The organism is Halomonas sp. AOP7-E1-9 (assembly GCF_052376035.1).
Taxonomy (GTDB): Bacteria; Pseudomonadota; Gammaproteobacteria; order Pseudomonadales; family Halomonadaceae; genus Vreelandella; species Vreelandella citrativorans.
Window position 1 is genome coordinate 81345 of record NZ_JBQSVC010000010.1, and the last position, 17995, is coordinate 99339.

General features: G+C 54.7%; 14 protein-coding genes. All 14 read left to right on the top strand.

The window, feature by feature from the left end; all coding sequences use genetic code 11:
• Positions 1 to 63 precede the first annotated feature (63 nt).
• The 14 genes from rplK to rplW all read left to right on the top strand — a co-directional run bounded on the left by rplK (position 64) and on the right by rplW (position 17979).
• The gene (gene rplK / locus ACT3R4_RS08125; protein ID WP_172117721.1) at positions 64 to 495 is read left to right on the top strand and encodes a 50S ribosomal protein L11; all 432 of its coding nucleotides are present in this window, start codon (positions 64 to 66) and stop codon (positions 493 to 495) included.
• Between the two features lie 2 nt (positions 496 to 497).
• Positions 498 to 1190 (top strand): 50S ribosomal protein L1, encoded by a 693-nt coding sequence (rplA, locus tag ACT3R4_RS08130; RefSeq protein WP_193053650.1) that lies wholly within the window; start codon positions 498 to 500, stop codon positions 1188 to 1190.
• Between the two features lie 302 nt (positions 1191 to 1492).
• On the top strand, positions 1493 to 1996 hold the full coding sequence (gene rplJ / locus ACT3R4_RS08135) for a 50S ribosomal protein L10 (RefSeq protein ID WP_018917742.1): 504 nt from the start codon (positions 1493 to 1495) through the stop codon (positions 1994 to 1996).
• A 111-nt stretch (positions 1997 to 2107) separates the two neighbouring features.
• Positions 2108 to 2479, top strand: a complete 372-nt coding sequence (rplL, locus tag ACT3R4_RS08140; RefSeq protein WP_087108966.1) for a 50S ribosomal protein L7/L12 — start codon at positions 2108 to 2110, stop codon at positions 2477 to 2479.
• A 257-nt stretch (positions 2480 to 2736) separates the two neighbouring features.
• Positions 2737 to 6813, top strand: coding sequence for a DNA-directed RNA polymerase subunit beta (rpoB, locus tag ACT3R4_RS08145; RefSeq protein WP_172117719.1), 4077 nt, complete (start codon positions 2737 to 2739; stop codon positions 6811 to 6813).
• Positions 6814 to 6823: 10 nt separating this feature from the next.
• Complete coding sequence (gene rpoC, locus ACT3R4_RS08150) at positions 6824 to 11038, top strand: DNA-directed RNA polymerase subunit beta' (RefSeq protein WP_193053649.1); 4215 nt, start codon at positions 6824 to 6826, stop codon at positions 11036 to 11038.
• 188 nt (positions 11039 to 11226) lie between these two features.
• Complete coding sequence (rpsL, locus tag ACT3R4_RS08155; RefSeq protein WP_009098973.1) at positions 11227 to 11601, top strand: 30S ribosomal protein S12; 375 nt, start codon at positions 11227 to 11229, stop codon at positions 11599 to 11601.
• Between the two features lie 155 nt (positions 11602 to 11756).
• The gene (rpsG, locus tag ACT3R4_RS08160; RefSeq protein ID WP_018917738.1) at positions 11757 to 12227 is read left to right on the top strand and encodes a 30S ribosomal protein S7; all 471 of its coding nucleotides are present in this window, start codon (positions 11757 to 11759) and stop codon (positions 12225 to 12227) included.
• 232 nt (positions 12228 to 12459) lie between these two features.
• Positions 12460 to 14583, top strand: a complete 2124-nt coding sequence (gene fusA, locus ACT3R4_RS08165) for an elongation factor G (protein WP_172117717.1) — start codon at positions 12460 to 12462, stop codon at positions 14581 to 14583.
• A gap of 29 nt (positions 14584 to 14612) precedes the next feature.
• Entirely contained in the window at positions 14613 to 15806 is a 1194-nt protein-coding gene (tuf, locus tag ACT3R4_RS08170) for an elongation factor Tu (protein ID WP_172117716.1), read from the top strand.
• Between the two features lie 159 nt (positions 15807 to 15965).
• Entirely contained in the window at positions 15966 to 16277 is a 312-nt protein-coding gene (gene rpsJ, locus ACT3R4_RS08175; protein ID WP_087108956.1) for a 30S ribosomal protein S10, read from the top strand.
• A 149-nt stretch (positions 16278 to 16426) separates the two neighbouring features.
• Positions 16427 to 17065 carry a 50S ribosomal protein L3 gene (gene rplC / locus ACT3R4_RS08180; RefSeq protein WP_193053646.1) on the top strand — a complete coding sequence of 213 codons (639 nt, stop codon included), beginning with the start codon at positions 16427 to 16429 and terminating at the stop codon, positions 17063 to 17065.
• A gap of 15 nt (positions 17066 to 17080) precedes the next feature.
• On the top strand, positions 17081 to 17686 hold the full coding sequence (gene rplD, locus ACT3R4_RS08185) for a 50S ribosomal protein L4 (protein ID WP_441678394.1): 606 nt from the start codon (positions 17081 to 17083) through the stop codon (positions 17684 to 17686).
• On the top strand, positions 17683 to 17979 hold the full coding sequence (rplW, locus tag ACT3R4_RS08190) for a 50S ribosomal protein L23 (protein WP_087108950.1): 297 nt from the start codon (positions 17683 to 17685) through the stop codon (positions 17977 to 17979). The genes rplD and rplW overlap by 4 nt, the downstream gene beginning before the upstream one ends.
• The last annotated feature ends 16 nt before the right edge of the window (positions 17980 to 17995 follow it).

Sequence of the window (17995 nt, forward strand, 5' to 3'; positions counted from 1 at the left end):
CGTTGGCTGTCTCGCTAGTCCCGGGGAGCCGCAAGGCGCTATTACCCAATTGGAGTGTTTACCATGGCCAAGAAAGTCCAGGCTTATATCAAACTGCAGGTAGCTGCAGGTAAAGCCAATCCAAGTCCGCCCGTAGGCCCAGCACTGGGTCAGCACGGTGTGAACATCATGGAATTTTGTAAGGCGTTTAACGCAGCGACTCAAGAGATTGAGCCGGGTCTGCCGACGCCTGTCGTGATCACTGTCTACTCTGACCGTAGCTTCACGTTCGTTACCAAAACACCGCCTGCTGCCGTGCTGCTGAAAAAAGCCGCTGGTATCAAGTCGGGTTCTGGTGAGCCGAACAAGAAGAAGGTCGGTACCGTGACGCGCGAGCAGATTGAAGAGATCGCCAAAACCAAGGAGCCTGATCTGACGGCTTCTGATCTCGATGCCGCCGTACGTACTATCGCAGGCAGCGCTCGTAGCATGGGCCTTAACGTGGAGGGTCTCTGATCATGGCTAAACTGTCTAAGCGCGCGAAGGTCATTCGCGAGAAAGTAGATGCCAACAAGACGTACTCTCTGGAAGACGCGGTTGCACTGCTTTCTGAGCTGTCTACTGTTAAGTTCAATGAGTCTGTTGATGTCGCGATCAACCTGGGTGTTGATCCGCGTAAATCTGACCAGGTCGTTCGTGGCGCAACCGTCATGCCTAACGGTACTGGTAAAGATGTACGCGTAGCGGTCTTCACTCAAGGTGCTAACGCTGATGCTGCTAAAGAAGCAGGCGCTGACATTGTGGGTATGGATGAGCTGGCTGAGCAAGTGAAGAAAGGCGTGATGGATTTTGACGTCGTTATCGCTTCTCCGGACGCTATGCGCGTTGTTGGTCAGCTGGGCCAGATTCTTGGTCCGCGCGGCCTGATGCCGAACCCGAAAGTCGGCACCGTAACGCCTGACGTTGCAACCGCAGTTAAGAACGCCAAAGCCGGTCAGGTACGTTTCCGTACTGACAAAAACGGTATTATCCACACGACGCTGGGTAAAGTGACGTTTGATGCTGCGTCTGTTCAAGGCAACCTGGAAGCGCTGGTTGCTGACCTTAAGAGGCTCAAGCCGAGTTCCTCTAAAGGTATTTACTTTAAGAAAGTCACCCTGTCCACTACCATGGGCCCAGGTCTGACTATCGACCACTCTGCGTTTGTATAAGCAGACCGTCGACAGGTTTAAGTAAGAACCGAGCAAGAACTTTGCGGTCCTCTAGTTAGGTAAGCCTACTGGAGCACCGTCAAAGACCGCAGGTGCCGCGCTGGATGTTTTTATCTCACGCGGCTTAATTGCCTAAAGCGCCTGCGCAGATGGTGTGGCCGCCAGTTGGTTGAAGCTTTTTAGCGACATTGCTTTCTGGTGAGCACCATCCCCTAAGGCTTCCAGTGCTGGTTAGAGTAGGCCTGGAAGAGATGGTAACCTCCGGCGCCTTAAAAAGGCTCCGGCACGAAGGAGTGATCACTGTGCCACTAGCACTTGAAGGCAAGAAAGCGATTGTTGCCGAGGTCAGTGAAGCGGCCAAGGGCGCACTCTCCGTCGTAGTTGCCGATTCTCGCGGTGTAACGGTCGGTAAAATGACCGATCTGCGCAAGCAGGCACGTGAGAATGGTGTAGAGCTTCGTGTTGTTCGTAACACGCTGGCTCGCCGCGCCCTCGAGGGCACTCAGTGGGAGTGTCTGAACGAGAGCTTTGTTGGTCCGACTCTGTTGGCTTTCTCTACCGATCATCCGGGCGCTGCCGCTCGTTTGTTCAAAGAGTTCGCTAAAACTGAGCAGAACTTCGAAGTGAAGGCGTTGGCCTACGAAGGCGAACTGATCCCGGCTGCTGACATCGACCGTCTGGCAACCCTACCGACTTACAACGAAGCAATTGCCAAGTTGATGTCGGTAATGAAAGAAGCCTCCGCTGGCAAGCTGGTTCGTACCCTGGCCGCTCTGCGCGATCAGAAGCAAGAAGAAGCTGCGTAAGCAGACCTTTTTGCAGGCGGCGTGAACGCTATGCCGATTACGTTGCCTGAACCGAGCAATGAATCCTGAGTCCTCGGCCGACCGAGGCTCCCGCAAAGTTAGGAATGAAAAATGGCACTGTCTAAAGACGATATCATCAATGCTGTAGCCGACATGTCCGTAATGGAAGTTGTTGAGCTGATCGAAGCAATGGAAGAGAAATTCGGCGTATCAGCTGCTGCAGCTGTTATGGCTGGCCCGGCTGCTGGCGGCGAAGCTGCTGCAGAAGAGCAAACCGAGTTTGACCTGGTTCTGACCGCTGCTGGTGACAAGAAAGTTAACGTCATCAAAGCCGTTCGCGAAATCACTGGTCTTGGCCTGAAAGAAGCTAAAGGCGCTGTTGACGGCGCTCCGGCAACGATCAAAGAAGCCATGTCCAAAGACGACGCAGAAGCAGCAAAAGCGAAGCTGGAAGAAGCGGGCGCAAGCGTCGAGCTCAAGTAATTCTTGTGCTGACGGCTTTACGCGCTGCGTAAGCTTCCACGGCTGGCGGCGGGTTTTCCCGCTGCCGGCCTTTTTCTGTTGCAACGTTTAGGTTGCAGCAGAAACACAGTAATACCGTTGTTGTAATACTGTTATCGATCAAGATTTTCGACGGCGAGCTACCGGTTTAGGAGCTTGCTGTCTGCGTCTGACACGCCCGCGCAGGGCAGCGATGACCACGCATCGGTCACCCATGGTGAACAAGCTGGGGAATACAGATGGCTTACTCATATACTGAGAAAAAACGCATCCGCAAGGATTTCGGCAAACTGCCCCAAGTGATGGATGTGCCTTACTTGCTGGCCATCCAGCTTGATTCCTATTACGACTTTCTCCAGCAAGATCGTTCGCCTGACGAGCGTCACGAAGTTGGCCTGCATGCGGCGTTCAAGTCCGTTTTCCCGATCGAGAGTTTCTCGGGCAACGCGGCACTTGAGTACGTTAGCTATCGCTTTGGTACGCCGGCGTTCGATGTTAAGGAGTGTCAGCTGCGTGGCGTGACCTATTCCGCCCCGCTGCGCGTCAAGGTTCGCTTGATCATTTATGATCGCGATTCCTCGAACAAGGCAATCAAGGATATTAAAGAGCAAGAAGTCTACATGGGGGAAATCCCCCTGATGACTGAGAACGGTACCTTTGTTATCAATGGTACTGAGCGGGTTATCGTTTCCCAGCTCCACCGCTCGCCCGGTGTGTTCTTCGATCACGACAAGGGCAAGAGCCACTCTTCTGGTAAGTTGCTCTACTCTGCTCGCGTAATTCCTTACCGTGGTTCCTGGTTGGACTTCGAGTTCGACCCCAAAGACAACGTGTTTGTACGTATTGACCGTCGCCGCAAACTGCCGGCCTCGGTGCTGATGCGTGCGCTAGGCATGAGTACTGAAGAAATCCTCGGTGAGTTCTTCGAAACCAGCGTTTTCCACATCGAGAAGTCTGGCTTCTCCGTGGAGCTGGTGCCCTCGCGTCTGCGCGGCGAGACCGCCACCTTTGATATCAAGGATGGCAACGGCGACATTATTGTTGAAGAAGGTCGTCGGATTACTCAGAAGCACATTCGTCAGCTTGAAAAAGCCGGCCTTGAGCGTCTGGAAGTGCCGATGGAATACCTGTTCGGTAAAACGCTGGCCAAGGATCAGATTGACACCAAAACCGGTGAGCTGATCTGCCCGTGCAACACCGAAATTACGCCTGAAGTGCTTGAGCGCATGGCGCAAGGCAGCATCAAGCGCATTGAAACGCTTTACACCAATGACCTCGACTGCGGCTCGTTCATTTCCGACACCTTAAAGTTGGATACGACTGGCTCAGCACTTGAAGCGCTCGTTGAAATTTATCGCATGATGCGTCCCGGCGAGCCGCCCACAAAAGAGTCTGCCGAGACGTTGTTTAACAACCTGTTCTTCTCTGAGGACCGCTACGACCTGTCGGGCGTTGGCCGCATGAAGTTCAACCGTCGCCTGCGTCGTGAATCCGACACGGGTTCCGGCGTACTGGATCGCAAGGACATCCTCGATGTGCTGCGCGAGCTGATCAATATCCGTAACGGCTTTGGTGACGTTGATGATATCGATCACCTGGGTAACCGTCGTATTCGCTGTGTGGGCGAAATGGCCGAGAACCAGTTCCGTGTCGGCCTGGTACGCGTTGAGCGTGCGGTAAAAGAGCGTCTTTCCATGGCGGAAAGCGAAGGCCTGATGCCCCAGGACTTGATCAACGCCAAGCCAGTTGCAGCGGCGGTGAAAGAGTTCTTCGGTTCAAGCCAGCTGTCCCAGTTCATGGACCAGAACAACCCACTTTCGGAAGTTACCCACAAGCGTCGTGTGTCTGCACTCGGCCCGGGTGGTTTGACCCGTGAGCGCGCTGGCTTTGAAGTACGTGACGTACACGCCACGCACTACGGCCGTTTATGCCCGATCGAAACACCTGAAGGACCGAACATCGGTCTGATCAACTCGCTGGCCACCTACAGCCACACCAACAGCTACGGCTTCCTCGAAACGCCGTACCGTAAGGTGAATGCGGGTCAGGTAACTGACGATATTGTGCACCTCTCTGCTATTGAAGAGGGCGACTACATCATCGCTCAGGCTTCTGCAGCGGTAGATGAGTCCAATAAGCTTTCTGACGACCTGGTTCAGGTGCGTCACCGTGGTGAAACCACCTTTATGCGTCCTGAGCAAGTGACGCTGATGGACGTTTCTCCTCGCCAGGTCGTGTCGGTGGCGGCTGCCCTGATTCCGTTCCTGGAGCACGATGATGCTAACCGCGCCTTGATGGGTGCGAACATGCAGCGTCAGGCCGTTCCTACTCTGCGTGCTGACAAGCCGCTGGTAGGTACCGGCATGGAGCGTTTCGTTGCGCGTGACTCCGGCGTATGTGCCGTGGCGCGTCGTGGCGGCGTTATCGACTCGGTAGATGCGCGTCGTGTGGTAGTACGGGTTAGCGAAGATGAGATCATCGGTGGTGAAGCCGGCGTTGATATCTACAATCTGACCAAGTACACCCGCTCGAACCAGAACACCTGTATGAACCAGCGCCCCATTGTGCGTCCTGGCGACAGCGTTGCACGTGGCGATATTCTCGCCGACGGCCCGTCTGTTGACATGGGTGACCTGGCACTGGGTCAGAATATGCGCATCGCGTTCATGCCCTGGAACGGCTACAACTTCGAGGACTCCATTCTGCTCTCTGAGCGGGTCGTTCAAGAAGACCGTTTCACCACGATCCACATTCAGGAACTGACCTGTGTGTCTCGCGACACCAAGCTGGGGCCGGAAGAGATCACCTCTGATATTCCCAACGTCGGTGAGTCCGCGCTGGGTAAATTGGACGAGGCGGGCGTCGTGTACATCGGTGCTGAAGTTGGCCCGGGCGACATTCTGGTCGGTAAGGTAACGCCGAAGGGTGAAACCCAGCTGACGCCAGAAGAGAAGCTGCTGCGTGCGATCTTCGGTGAGAAAGCGTCTGACGTAAAAGATACCTCCCTGCGTGCTCCTACGGGCATGAAAGGTACGGTTATCGACGTTCAGGTGTTCACTCGCGACGGCGTTGAAAAAGATTCACGTGCGCTCTCCATCGAGCAAATGCAGCTGGATGAAGTGCGTAAGGACCTGCAGGAAACCTACCGTATTGCTGAAGACGCAACGTTTGAGCGTCTGCAGCGTACGCTGGATGGCCAAGCCGTTAACGGCGGTCCGAACCTCAAGAAAGGCGACGTGCTGGACGAGGCTTACCTCGACGAGCTGCCGCGTCAGCAGTGGTTCAAGCTGCGCATGCAGGATGAGGCTTACAACGAGCTTCTGGCACAGGCCGACGAGCAGTTGGAAAACCGTCGTAAAGAGATGGACGAGCGTTTTGAAGACAAGAAACGCAAGCTGACTCAGGGCGATGACCTGGCGCCTGGCGTGCTCAAAATCGTCAAGGTTTACATGGCGGTCAAGCGCCGTATCCAGCCAGGCGACAAGATGGCAGGTCGTCACGGTAACAAGGGTGTTATCTCCGCGATTATGCCGATCGAAGACATGCCGTTCGATGAGAAGGGCGAGCCGGTCGATGTGGTACTTAACCCCTTGGGTGTACCGTCGCGTATGAACGTGGGTCAGATTCTTGAAACTCACCTGGGAATGGCAGCGCGTGGTTTGGGTGTCAAAATCGACGCTATGCTACGTGATGCGCGCGGCCAGCAGGTTGCCGAGATCCGTGACTTCCTTGGCCAGGTATACAACACGCCGGGTGCGCGCCTTGAAGATCTGGATTCGCTCAGTGATGACGAAGTTATCGCGCTGGCGAAAAACCTGAAAGGCGGTGTCCCCATGGCCACGCCGGTATTTGATGGTGCCGAAGAGCACGAAATCAAACACTTGCTGAAGCTTGCTGACATTCCTGAGTCTGGCCAGATGGTGCTGCACGATGGCCGTACCGGTGATGCGTTTGATCGCCCGGTCACCGTCGGCTACATGTACATGCTGAAGCTGAACCACTTGGTAGACGACAAGATGCACGCTCGTTCTACCGGCTCTTACTCGCTGGTTACCCAGCAGCCCTTGGGTGGTAAAGCACAGTTCGGTGGTCAGCGCTTTGGTGAGATGGAAGTGTGGGCGCTGGAAGCCTATGGCGCGGCCTACACCCTGCAAGAGATGCTCACCGTCAAATCGGACGACGTCGAAGGCCGCACCAAGATGTACAAAAACATCGTGGATGGCGACCACACCATGCAGGCAGGCATGCCGGAATCCTTCAATGTACTCGTGAAGGAAATCCGCTCGCTGGGCATCGATATTGAGTTAGAGAGCTAGGAGCCGTGCTATGAAAGATTTGGTGAAAGTACTCAAATCGCAGTCTCAGTCCGAAGAGTTTGACGCGATCAAGATTACTCTGGCGTCGCCGGACATGATTCGCTCCTGGTCGTTTGGCGAGGTGAAGAAGCCTGAGACCATTAACTACCGTACCTTTAAGCCGGAGCGGGACGGTCTGTTCTGCGCCAAGATTTTTGGCCCGGTAAAGGATTACGAGTGCTTGTGCGGTAAGTACAAGCGCATGAAGCACCGCGGCATCATTTGTGAAAAGTGTGGCGTTGAAGTCACCAAGGCAGCCGTGCGCCGTGAGCGTATGGGGCACATTGAGCTGGCCTCGCCGGTTGCTCACATCTGGTTTTTGAAATCATTGCCGTCGCGTATCGGCATGTTCCTCGATATGACCCTGCGTGATATCGAGCGCGTGCTGTACTTTGAGTCCTTCGTTGTTATCGATCCAGGCATGACCACGCTTGAGCGTGGTCAGCTGATGAACGATGAGCAGTACTTTGAAGCCCTTGAAGAGTTCGGCGATGACTTCGATGCCCGCATGGGTGCCGAAGCGGTGCAAGAACTCCTCAAAGATATTGATCTTGAAGAAGAGATAAACACCCTGCGTGAAGAGATTCCGCAGACTAACTCTGAAACCAAGATCAAGAAGCTTTCCAAGCGTTTGAAGCTGCTGGAAGCGTTTTACCACTCCGGCAATGCGCCGGCGTGGATGGTCATGGAAGTGCTGCCTGTCCTGCCACCGGATTTACGTCCGCTGGTACCGCTGGACGGCGGCCGCTTCGCGACCTCCGATCTCAACGACCTTTACCGTCGTGTGATCAACCGTAACAACCGCTTGAAGCGTCTGCTCGACCTTAATGCGCCGGATATCATCGTGCGCAACGAGAAGCGTATGCTTCAGGAAGCGGTCGATGCTTTGCTTGACAACGGTCGTCGTGGCCGCGCGATCACGGGCTCCAACAAGCGCCCGCTGAAGTCGCTCGCCGACATGATCAAAGGTAAGCAGGGTCGTTTCCGTCAGAACTTGTTGGGTAAGCGCGTCGATTACTCGGGCCGTTCGGTGATTACCGTGGGTCCTACTCTGCGCCTGCATCAGTGTGGTCTGCCGAAGAAAATGGCACTGGAGCTGTTCAAGCCGTTTATCTACTCCAAGCTTCAGTCGCTAGGCTTCGCCTCAACGATTAAAGCCGCGAAGAAAATGGTTGAACGCGAGCTGCCGGAAGTGTGGGACATCCTTGCCGATGTTATCCGCGAACACCCGGTACTGCTTAACCGTGCACCGACGCTTCACCGTCTGGGTATCCAGGCGTTTGAACCGCTGCTGATTGAAGGTAAAGCGATCCAGTTGCACCCGCTGGTGTGTGCGGCCTACAACGCCGACTTCGACGGTGACCAGATGGCGGTACACGTGCCGCTGACCCTGGAAGCCCAGCTCGAAGCCCGTGCGCTGATGATGGCGACCAACAACGTGCTGTCGCCCGCCAACGGCGAGCCGATCATCGTGCCGTCGCAGGACGTTGTTCTGGGTCTTTACTACATGACCCGTGAGAAGATCAACGCCAAGGGCGAAGGCATGGTGTTCTCTGACCTCAACGAGGTTGAGCGCGCCTTCGGTACTCAGTCGGTATCGCTGCACGCCCGTGTCAAGGTGCGTCTGGACGAGGTCGACATCGAAGAAGAGACCGGCGAGAAGTCATTCCATCGTCGTCTATACGAAACCACGGTTGGCCGTGCGCTGTTGTTCCGCATTCTGCCTGAAGGCGTGCCGTTTGCGCTGATCGACCAGCCGATGAAGAAGAAGGCGATTTCTGGCCTGATCAACGAAGTATATCGCCGCTCCGGCCTCAAGCCGACGGTCATCTTCGCTGACCAACTGATGTACACCGGTTTCCGTCTGGCGACCTGGTCCGGCGCCTCTATCGGCGTTAACGACTTCGTCATCCCGGATGCCAAAACCGAGATCGTCGACGCGGCCGAAGCTGAAGTCAAAGAGATCGAAGACCAGTTCTCTTCTGGCCTGGTAACTGCGGGCGAGAAGTACAACAAGGTTATCGATATCTGGTCCAAGGCCAACGATAAAGTCGCCAAGGCGATGATGACCGGTATTTCCAAAGAGACCGTTATTGACCGCGATGGCAACGAAGTTGAGCAGGAATCGTTCAACAGCGTCTTCATCATGGCCGACTCCGGTGCACGGGGTAGTGCCGCTCAGATCCGCCAGTTGGCGGGTATGCGTGGCCTGATGGCCAAGCCGGATGGCTCGATCATCGAGACGCCGATCGTGGCCAACTTCCGTGAAGGCCTGAACGTACTTCAGTACTTCATCTCGACCCACGGTGCACGTAAAGGTCTGGCGGATACGGCTCTGAAAACGGCTAACTCCGGTTACTTGACGCGTCGTCTGGTGGACGTGGCCCAGGATCTAGTGATCACCGAGGTTGACTGTGGTACTGAAAACGGTCTGACCCTGCACCCGATTATCGAGGGTGGCGACATCATCGTACCGCTATCACAGCGCGTATTGGGTCGTGTGGTTGCGTTGGATGTGGTTGATCCAGGTACTGAAGAAGTTCTGATCCCACGTAACACGCTGCTAGACGAGAAGTGGTGTGCTGAGCTCGACACCATGGGTGTGGATGAGATTATCGTACGCTCAACCATTACCTGTGACACACCGCACGGCGTATGTTCGTCCTGTTACGGACGTGATCTTGCCCGCGGTCACCAGGTCAACATCGGTGAATCTGTCGGTGTTATCGCCGCTCAGTCAATCGGTGAGCCGGGTACCCAGCTGACCATGCGTACGTTCCACATCGGTGGCGCGGCATCGCGTTCATCGGCCGTCGATAGCGTACAGGTCAAGCACGGCGGTAAGGTTCGTCTGCACAACATTAAGCACGTAGAGCGTGCCGACGGCAAATTGGTCGTGGTATCGCGTTCTAGCGCCCTGGCGGTGGCTGACGATCACGGTCGTGAGCGTGAGTACTACAAGCTGCCCTACGGTGCTGAACTTTCCGTACGCGACGGCGACGTGGTTGATGCCGGTGCGATGGTTGCCAAGTGGGATCCGCACACCCATCCGATCATTGCTGAAGTAGAGGGTAAGGCGCAGTTCATCGATCTCGACGAAGGTGTCACCATGCACCGCTCAGTCGACGAGATGACCGGTCTCTCCTCTATCGAAGTCATTGAGTCCGCCGCTCGCCCGATGGCTGGTCGCGACAAGCGTCCGATGGTCATGCTGCAAGATGCGGCCGGTGAGTACGTGTCGGTTTCCGGCTCGAACACGCCAGTGCAATATCTGCTGCCAGGCAATTCCATTATCTCCGTTGATGATGGTTCCACCATCGGTGTGGGTGAGGTGGTTGCCCGTATTCCGGTTGAAGCATCAGGTAACAAGGATATCACCGGTGGTCTGCCACGCGTTGCTGACCTATTCGAAGCACGTAAGCCGAAAGAACCGGCGATCCTTGCCGAAATCAGCGGTGTGGTGAGCTTCGGTAAAGAGACCAAAGGCAAGCGTCGTTTGACGATTACGCCAGGGTCTGGCGATCCGTTTGAAGCGCTGATCCCGAAATGGCGTCAAATCGCCGTTTTTGAAGGCGAAAGTGTTGAGAAGGGTGAGGTCATCTCCGATGGCCCGAGCAATCCGCACGATATTCTGCGTTTGCTCGGCGTAGCGGAGCTTGCCAAGTACATTACGGCCGAAGTGCAAGATGTTTACCGTCTGCAGGGCGTAGGCATCAACGACAAGCACATCGAAGTTATTGTGCGTCAGATGCTACGTAAGGTCGAAATTGCCGATTCAGGCGATTCTGACTTCATCACCGGCGACCAGGCTGAGCTTGTGCGCGTGCTGGAGCAGAACGCTCGTCTCGAAAAAGAAGGTAAATTCCCGGCGAAGTATCAGCGCTTGTTGCTGGGTATCACCAAGGCCAGCCTGGCGACCGAATCGTTCATCTCTGCGGCCTCCTTCCAGGAGACAACCCGCGTACTGACCGAAGCGGCTGTTACCGGCAAGCGCGATTATCTGCGCGGCCTGAAAGAAAACGTGGTAGTTGGGCGTCTGATTCCGGCAGGTACCGGTCTGACTCACCACGCTGAACGTCGCCGCAAACGCGAAGACGTTGAGCGCCTGTTCAATCCCTCAGCGACTGAGGTAGAGCAGGAGCTTGGAGCACAGTTGACAGCACTTGATTCTGACGACGAGCTCTAAAAATGAGTAGTAAAAAATGAGCATCTGACCCTGGAAGCGCTATCTTGCCGGTAAAACCGCCGGCAAGACTTGACGTCGACTAGGGTCAGCCTTTAGAATGCGCAGCCTTTAACAGTGGGGTGGGTGCGCCCGCATCCGCTGCCCGTATTTGTTAAAGGCTAGGCAACCATTGGAGTCAGCTAAACACCATGGCAACGATTAATCAGCTAGTGCGTAAGCCGCGCAAGCGCCCCGTTACTAAAAGTGACGTGCCCGCGCTTCAGGCTTGTCCGCAAAAGCGCGGCGTATGTACGCGCGTATACACCACTACTCCCAAGAAGCCGAACTCGGCCCTGCGTAAGGTTTGCCGTGTGCGCCTGACCAACGGTTTCGAAGTTTCTTCTTACATTGGTGGTGAAGGTCACAACCTGCAGGAGCACTCTGTTGTTCTGATTCGCGGCGGTCGTGTAAAGGATTTGCCAGGTGTGCGTTATCACACCGTTCGTGGCGCCCTTGACACCTCTGGCGTACAGAATCGTAAGCAGGGCCGTTCCAAGTACGGTACTAAGCGTCCGAAGTCTTAAGACAGCTTGCCGTCACGCTGTGTTTGCAGCGTATGTAACGTAATGTCCAACACGAATATGATGGTCTGATAAGAGTAAGGTCGGGCAGTGCAGGGTAGTCGATACTAAGCGCGAGTTCCGGGTTTACCTGAAGGATCCTTAATTGAGGGCTTATCATGCCTAGAAGAAGAGTTGTAGCTAAACGCGAAATCCTGCCGGATCCTAAGTTCGGAAGTGAGCGTCTGGCGAAGTTCATGAACCACCTGATGGTCAGCGGCAAGAAGTCCATAGCTGAGCGCATTGTTTACGGTGCGTTGGACAAGGTTGCCGAGCGTAGTAGTGAAGAGCCGCTGGAAATCTTCGACAAAGCGCTGGAAACCATCCAGCCGATGGTCGAAGTGAAGTCGCGCCGCGTGGGTGGTGCGACCTATCAGGTTCCGGTTGAAGTTCGTCCGTCTCGCCGCCAAGCGCTCGCTATGCGCTGGTTGGTAGACGCGGCGCGTCGCCGCGGTGAAAAAACGATGGTTCAGCGTCTGGCAGGTGAAATGCTGGATGCCGCAGAAGGTAAAGGTTCTGCTGTTAAGAAGCGCGAAGACGTGCATCGTATGGCCGAAGCCAACAAGGCTTTCTCGCACTATCGTTTCTAAGAGCGTCCCTTTCAAGAGTGACGTTTTTAAGTACGGCGTTTGTAAGCGCAGTGTTTATAAAGTTCGCGTTTATATATGCACGTTGTTTCAGCAGGGCGTCGTTGGAAGTGGTAGGTCGAGTCGCTTTGTTGCAACACCCCGCCGTTATCATTCTGTGATAGCGGCGGTAGCGTAAGGCTCACTTTTGCCACTGCTAAGTTAACGAGCATCGCCAACTAACGGGAGTTTCACCGTGGCACGCAAGACACCACTTAATCGTTATCGCAATATTGGTATCGTAGCGCACGTTGATGCGGGTAAAACCACAACGACCGAGCGGGTACTGTTCTATACCGGCTTGAATCACAAGTTGGGTGAAACACACGAGGGTGCCTCAACGACTGACTGGATGGAGCAGGAGCAGGAGCGTGGTATTACGATCACCTCTGCCGCTGTCACCACCTTCTGGCAAGGTATGGCCAAGCAGTTTGATGAGCACCGTATCAACATCATCGATACGCCTGGGCACGTTGACTTCACTATCGAAGTTGAGCGTTCATTGCGCGTGCTAGATGGTGCGGTTGTCGTACTGTGTGGGTCTTCCGGCGTTCAGCCGCAGACCGAAACAGTATGGCGTCAGGCCGATAAGTACGAAGTACCGCGTATGGTCTTTGTTAACAAGATGGACCGTACTGGCGCTGATTTCTTCATGGTTGTTGACCAGTTGAAAGAGCGCTTGGGTGCGAATGCCGTGCCGATCCAGATTAACTGGGGTACGGAAGAAGACTTTAAGGGCGTTATCGACCTGATTCAGATGAAGGCTATCCTGTGGGATGAGGCTAGCCTGGGTATGAATTTCGAACTCGTGGATATTCCGGCTGAGCTGCAAGAGACTGCCGAGAAATATCGCGAGCAGATGGTTGAAGCGGCTGCCGAAGGCTCTGACGAGCTAATGGACAAGTACCTGGAAGGCGTCGAGCTGTCGATCGAAGAGATCAAGGCAGGTCTTCGTACGCGTACTCTGGCCAATGAGATTGTTCTGGTTACCTGCGGTTCTGCCTTTAAGAATAAAGGTGTTCAGGCAGTGCTGGACGGTGTTATCGAGTACATGCCTTCGCCAACTGAAGTTAAGGCGATCGAAGGTGAGCTGGACGATAAAGATGGCACCATCGCTAAGCGTGAAGCCGATGACAGTGCGCCGTTTGCAGCGTTGGCATTCAAGATCGCTACCGACCCCTTCGTTGGTACGCTGACCTTTATCCGCGTTTACTCGGGCGTTCTGAAGTCTGGTGACGGTGTATATAACTCCGTTAAGCAGAAGAAAGAGCGCGTTGGTCGTATCGTACAGATGCACGCCAACTCGCGCGAAGAGATCAAAGAAGTACTCGCTGGCGATATTGCAGCATGTATCGGTCTGAAAGATGTCACCACGGGTGATACCCTGTGTGATATTGATAACAAGATCGTTCTTGAGCGCATGGAGTTCCCGGATCCGGTTATCTCGGTTGCCGTTGAGCCGAAGTCCAAGGCTGACCAGGAAAAAATGGGTATTGCACTGGGTAAATTGGCCCAGGAAGATCCTTCTTTCCAGGTTAAAACCGACGAAGAGACCGGCCAGACGATTATTTCTGGTATGGGTGAGCTTCACCTGGATATTCTCGTTGACCGTATGCGTCGCGAGTTTAAGGTGGAAGCCAATATCGGTAAGCCGCAGGTAGCATACCGCGAAACTATTCGTGGCAGCATTGAGCAGGAAGGCAAGTTTGTACGTCAGTCCGGTGGTCGTGGTCAGTACGGTCACGTTTTGCTGCGTATTGAGCCGCTGACTGCTGAAGAGAAGGGTGAAGGCGAAGAAGAGATTTTCTTCAAATTCAACTCTGAGATCGTAGGTGGTACGGTTCCCAAGGAATACGTCCCTGCGGTTGAGAAAGGCGCTTACGAGCAGCTTAAAAACGGTGTCATCGCGGGTTACCCGATGATCGACGTTAAAGTGACGCTGTTCGACGGCTCCTTCCACGACGTAGACTCTAACGAGACTGCGTTCAAGATTGCTTCTTCTATGGCAGTGAAGGAAGGTGCCAGGAAGGCCAAGGCCGTGCTGCTGGAGCCGGTGATGAAGGTCGAAGTCGTGACTCCCGAGGAATTTATGGGCGACGTCATGGGCGACCTGAGCCGTCGTCGCGGTCTGGTGCAGGGTATGGATGACTCTTCTTCTGGTAAAGTCATTCGTGCGACGGTGCCGCTGGGTGAGATGTTCGGTTACGCAACCGACCTGCGCTCACAAACCCAGGGCCGTGCGAGCTACTCTATGGAGTTCTCGAAGTACGACGAGGCGCCCTCCAGCGTCGTTGAAGCCGTCATCAATCAAAACGGTTAACCGTTAGCTAACGTAAAGAGGTTATAGCAGTGGCTAAGGAAAAATTCGAACGTTCCAAACCGCACGTCAACGTCGGCACCATCGGTCACGTCGACCACGGTAAAACGACTCTGACTGCGGCCCTAACCCGCGTATCTGCTGAGGTTTTCGGCGGCGATTGGCGTGAATTTGATACTATCGATAACGCTCCTGAAGAGCGCGAGCGTGGTATCACTATCGCGACTTCCCACGTGGAATATCAGTCTGAAGAGCGTCACTACGCGCACGTTGACTGCCCGGGGCACGCTGACTACGTCAAGAACATGATCACCGGTGCTGCGCAGATGGACGGCGCGATCCTGGTATGTTCTGCTGCTGACGGCCCGATGCCGCAGACGCGCGAGCACATCCTGCTGTCTCGCCAGGTTGGCGTTCCGTACATCGTTGTGTTCCTGAATAAAGCGGACATGGTCGATGACGAAGAGCTGCTTGAGCTGGTTGAGATGGAAGTTCGTGAGCTCCTCGACGAGTACGACTTCCCGGGCGATGACACGCCGATCATCACTGGTTCAGCGCTGATGGCTCTGAACGGTGAAGATGAGAACGGCATGGGTACTACCGCCGTTGCTAATCTGATCAAAGCTCTGGATGCTTACATTCCTGAGCCGGAGCGTGCTGTCGACCAGCCGTTCCTGATGCCGATTGAAGACGTATTCTCTATCTCTGGCCGTGGTACTGTTGTTACCGGTCGTGTAGAGCGCGGTATTATCAATCCGGGTAGCGAAGTTGAGATCGTGGGTATCCGCGAGACCACCAAAACTATCGTTACCGGTGTTGAAATGTTCCGTAAGCTGCTCGACGAAGGTCGTGCAGGTGAGAACGTTGGTGCGTTGCTTCGTGGTACCAAGCGTGATGACGTTGAGCGTGGTCAGGTTCTGGCCAAGCCGGGTACTATCAATCCGCACACCGAGTTTGAAGCCGAAGTTTACGTACTGTCCAAAGAAGAAGGTGGTCGTCACACGCCTTTCTTCAAGGGCTACCGTCCGCAGTTCTACTTCCGTACCACTGACATCACCGGTACCTGTGAACTGCCGGAAGGTGTTGAAATGGTAATGCCGGGTGACAACGTTCAGATGGTTGTTACCTTGATTGCTCCGATCGCTATGGACGACGGTCTGCGCTTCGCTATTCGCGAAGGTGGTCGTACCGTTGGTGCTGGCGTTGTGGCAAAAATCGTTAAGTAATCGATTTACTTGATCGATGAAGGGGGCTCTCGCGAGCCCCCTTTTCTGCGCACCAATAGCAAATGTTTGACATGGGCTTTTGGCGTGCCTATAATGCGCATCCTTTGAATGCGTGGGTAGACGGCTCGCGCCGTCGACATCCATTGGAGTTTAGGGCAAATGCAGAACCAAAAGATTCGCATTCGGTTGAAAGCGTTCGACCATCGCCTGATCGACCAGTCCACAGCGGAGATTGTTGAAACCGCTAAGCGTACTGGTGCTCAGGTTCGTGGGCCGATCCCGCTGCCGACCAACCGCGAGCGTTACACCATCCTGGTTTCACCGCACGTCAATAAGGATGCGCGTGATCAGTATGAGATTCGTACGCACAAGCGTGTGCTCGACATCGTTGAGCCAACTGAAAAAACAGTTGATGCGTTGATGAAGCTTGATCTCGCCGCTGGCGTAGACGTGCAAATCAAACTCAACTAATTACACTAGACACTTGCGGCCCAGCGTTCATCATTTATCGCATGAACAGCAGCCGCCGCGCCGTGAGGCGCCACACAATGTGCTAGTGGAATGCTCTGGAAAGGGCAGCCATAGCGGGTGATAGCCCCGTACACTATAGGAGACTGAGTATGACTATCGGTTTAGTCGGTACAAAGGCCGGGATGACCCGTGTCTTTACCGAAGATGGCGCATCCGTGCCCGTGACCGTTATTGAAGTTGATCCTAATCGTGTGACGCGCGTTAAGACCATTGAGTCTGACGGCTACGCAGCGGTTCAGATCACTACAGGTTCTCGTAAAGCCAAACACCTCACCAAAGCGCAGGCTGGTCAGTTTGCCAAAGCGGGTGTTGAGGCTGGTCGTTCACTGATGGAATTCCGCCTTGCAGAAGGCGAAGAAGCTCCAGAAGTGGGTGGCGAGCTCACCGTATCCCTCTTCGAAGCTGGTCAAATGATCGACGTGACCGGCACCTCTAAGGGTAAAGGCTTCCAGGGTGCTGTTAAGCGCTGGAACTTCCGTACCCAAGACAACAGCCATGGTAACTCCCTGTCGCACCGCGCGCCGGGTTCTATCGGCATGTGTCAAACACCTGGTCGCGTATTTAAAGGCAAGAAAATGGCCGGTCAAATGGGTAACGCCCGTTGCACCGTACAGAGCCTTGAGATCGTCCGTGTTGACGCCGAGCGTAACCTGCTGCTGATCAAGGGCGCCGTACCGGGAGCACCCGGCAGCGACGTTATCGTTCGCAGCGCCGTGAAAGCTGGCTGAAGGGGATAATTACCAATGAATCTGAATCTTGCTGCAGGCACGGGTACCGTTGAAGTAGCCGACGCCACTTTTGGCAAAGAATTCAACGAAGCGCTAGTTCACCAGGTTGTTACCGCCTATTTGGCTGGTGGCCGTCAAGGTACTAGCGCTCAAAAGAGCCGTTCCGATGTTCGCGGTGGTGGTAAAAAACCGTGGCGTCAGAAAGGTACCGGTCGTGCACGTGCTGGTACCATCCGTTCTCCGCTGTGGCGCAGTGGCGGCGTAACCTTCGCGGCACGTCCGCAAGACTATACCCAGAAGGTTAACCGCAAAATGTACCGCTCGGCGATGCGCTCCATCCTGTCTGAACTTGTCCGTCAAGAGCGTTTAGTCGCAATTGAAGAGTTCAGCGTCGAAGCGCCCAAGACCAAGCAGGTAGCTGCCAAGCTGAAAGAGCTCAACCTTGAGAAAGTGTTGATCGTCACTGAAGAAATGGACGAAACGCTCTATCTAGCCGCACGCAACCTTCCCCACGTTGACGTGGTGGATGTCGCGGCAGCTGACCCGGTGAGCCTGGTTGCCTTTGATAAGGTCCTGGTCACCGTCTCCGCCCTGCGTAAATTCGAGGAGAAGCTGGCATGAACCAGGAACGCGTATTCAAGGTTCTGCTTGGACCGCACGTGACCGAAAAGGCCGCGATGGCTGCAGAGCGCAACCAGTACGTTTTCAAGGTGGCATCTGATGCTACCAAGCCCGAGATCAAGAAAGCCGTTGAAATACTGTTCGGCAAACAGGTCGGCAGCGTTCAAGTGTTGAACGTTAAGGGTAAAACCAAACGTACTGCACACGGCGTTGGCCTGCGTAAGGGTTACCGCAAAGCGTATGTGACCCTGGCTGCGGGTGAAACGCTCGAAGACTTCTCTGGCGCCGAATAAGGGCAGGAGTACGGAT

What these genes read in the sequence shown, in the direction of transcription:
- rplD (WP_441678394.1), top strand. Translation starts at nt 17,081, where the DNA reads ATGAATCTGAATCTTGCTGCAGGCACGGGTACCGTTGAAGTAGCCGAC.
- rpoB (WP_172117719.1), top strand. Translation starts at nt 2,737, where the DNA reads ATGGCTTACTCATATACTGAGAAAAAACGCATCCGCAAGGATTTCGGC.
- rpsJ (WP_087108956.1), top strand. Translation starts at nt 15,966, where the DNA reads ATGCAGAACCAAAAGATTCGCATTCGGTTGAAAGCGTTCGACCATCGC.
- rplA (WP_193053650.1), top strand. Translation starts at nt 498, where the DNA reads ATGGCTAAACTGTCTAAGCGCGCGAAGGTCATTCGCGAGAAAGTAGAT.
- rpoC (WP_193053649.1), top strand. Translation starts at nt 6,824, where the DNA reads ATGAAAGATTTGGTGAAAGTACTCAAATCGCAGTCTCAGTCCGAAGAG.
- rplK (WP_172117721.1), top strand. Translation starts at nt 64, where the DNA reads ATGGCCAAGAAAGTCCAGGCTTATATCAAACTGCAGGTAGCTGCAGGT.
- rpsG (WP_018917738.1), top strand. Translation starts at nt 11,757, where the DNA reads ATGCCTAGAAGAAGAGTTGTAGCTAAACGCGAAATCCTGCCGGATCCT.
- rplW (WP_087108950.1), top strand. Translation starts at nt 17,683, where the DNA reads ATGAACCAGGAACGCGTATTCAAGGTTCTGCTTGGACCGCACGTGACC.
- rplC (WP_193053646.1), top strand. Translation starts at nt 16,427, where the DNA reads ATGACTATCGGTTTAGTCGGTACAAAGGCCGGGATGACCCGTGTCTTT.
- rpsL (WP_009098973.1), top strand. Translation starts at nt 11,227, where the DNA reads ATGGCAACGATTAATCAGCTAGTGCGTAAGCCGCGCAAGCGCCCCGTT.
- rplL (WP_087108966.1), top strand. Translation starts at nt 2,108, where the DNA reads ATGGCACTGTCTAAAGACGATATCATCAATGCTGTAGCCGACATGTCC.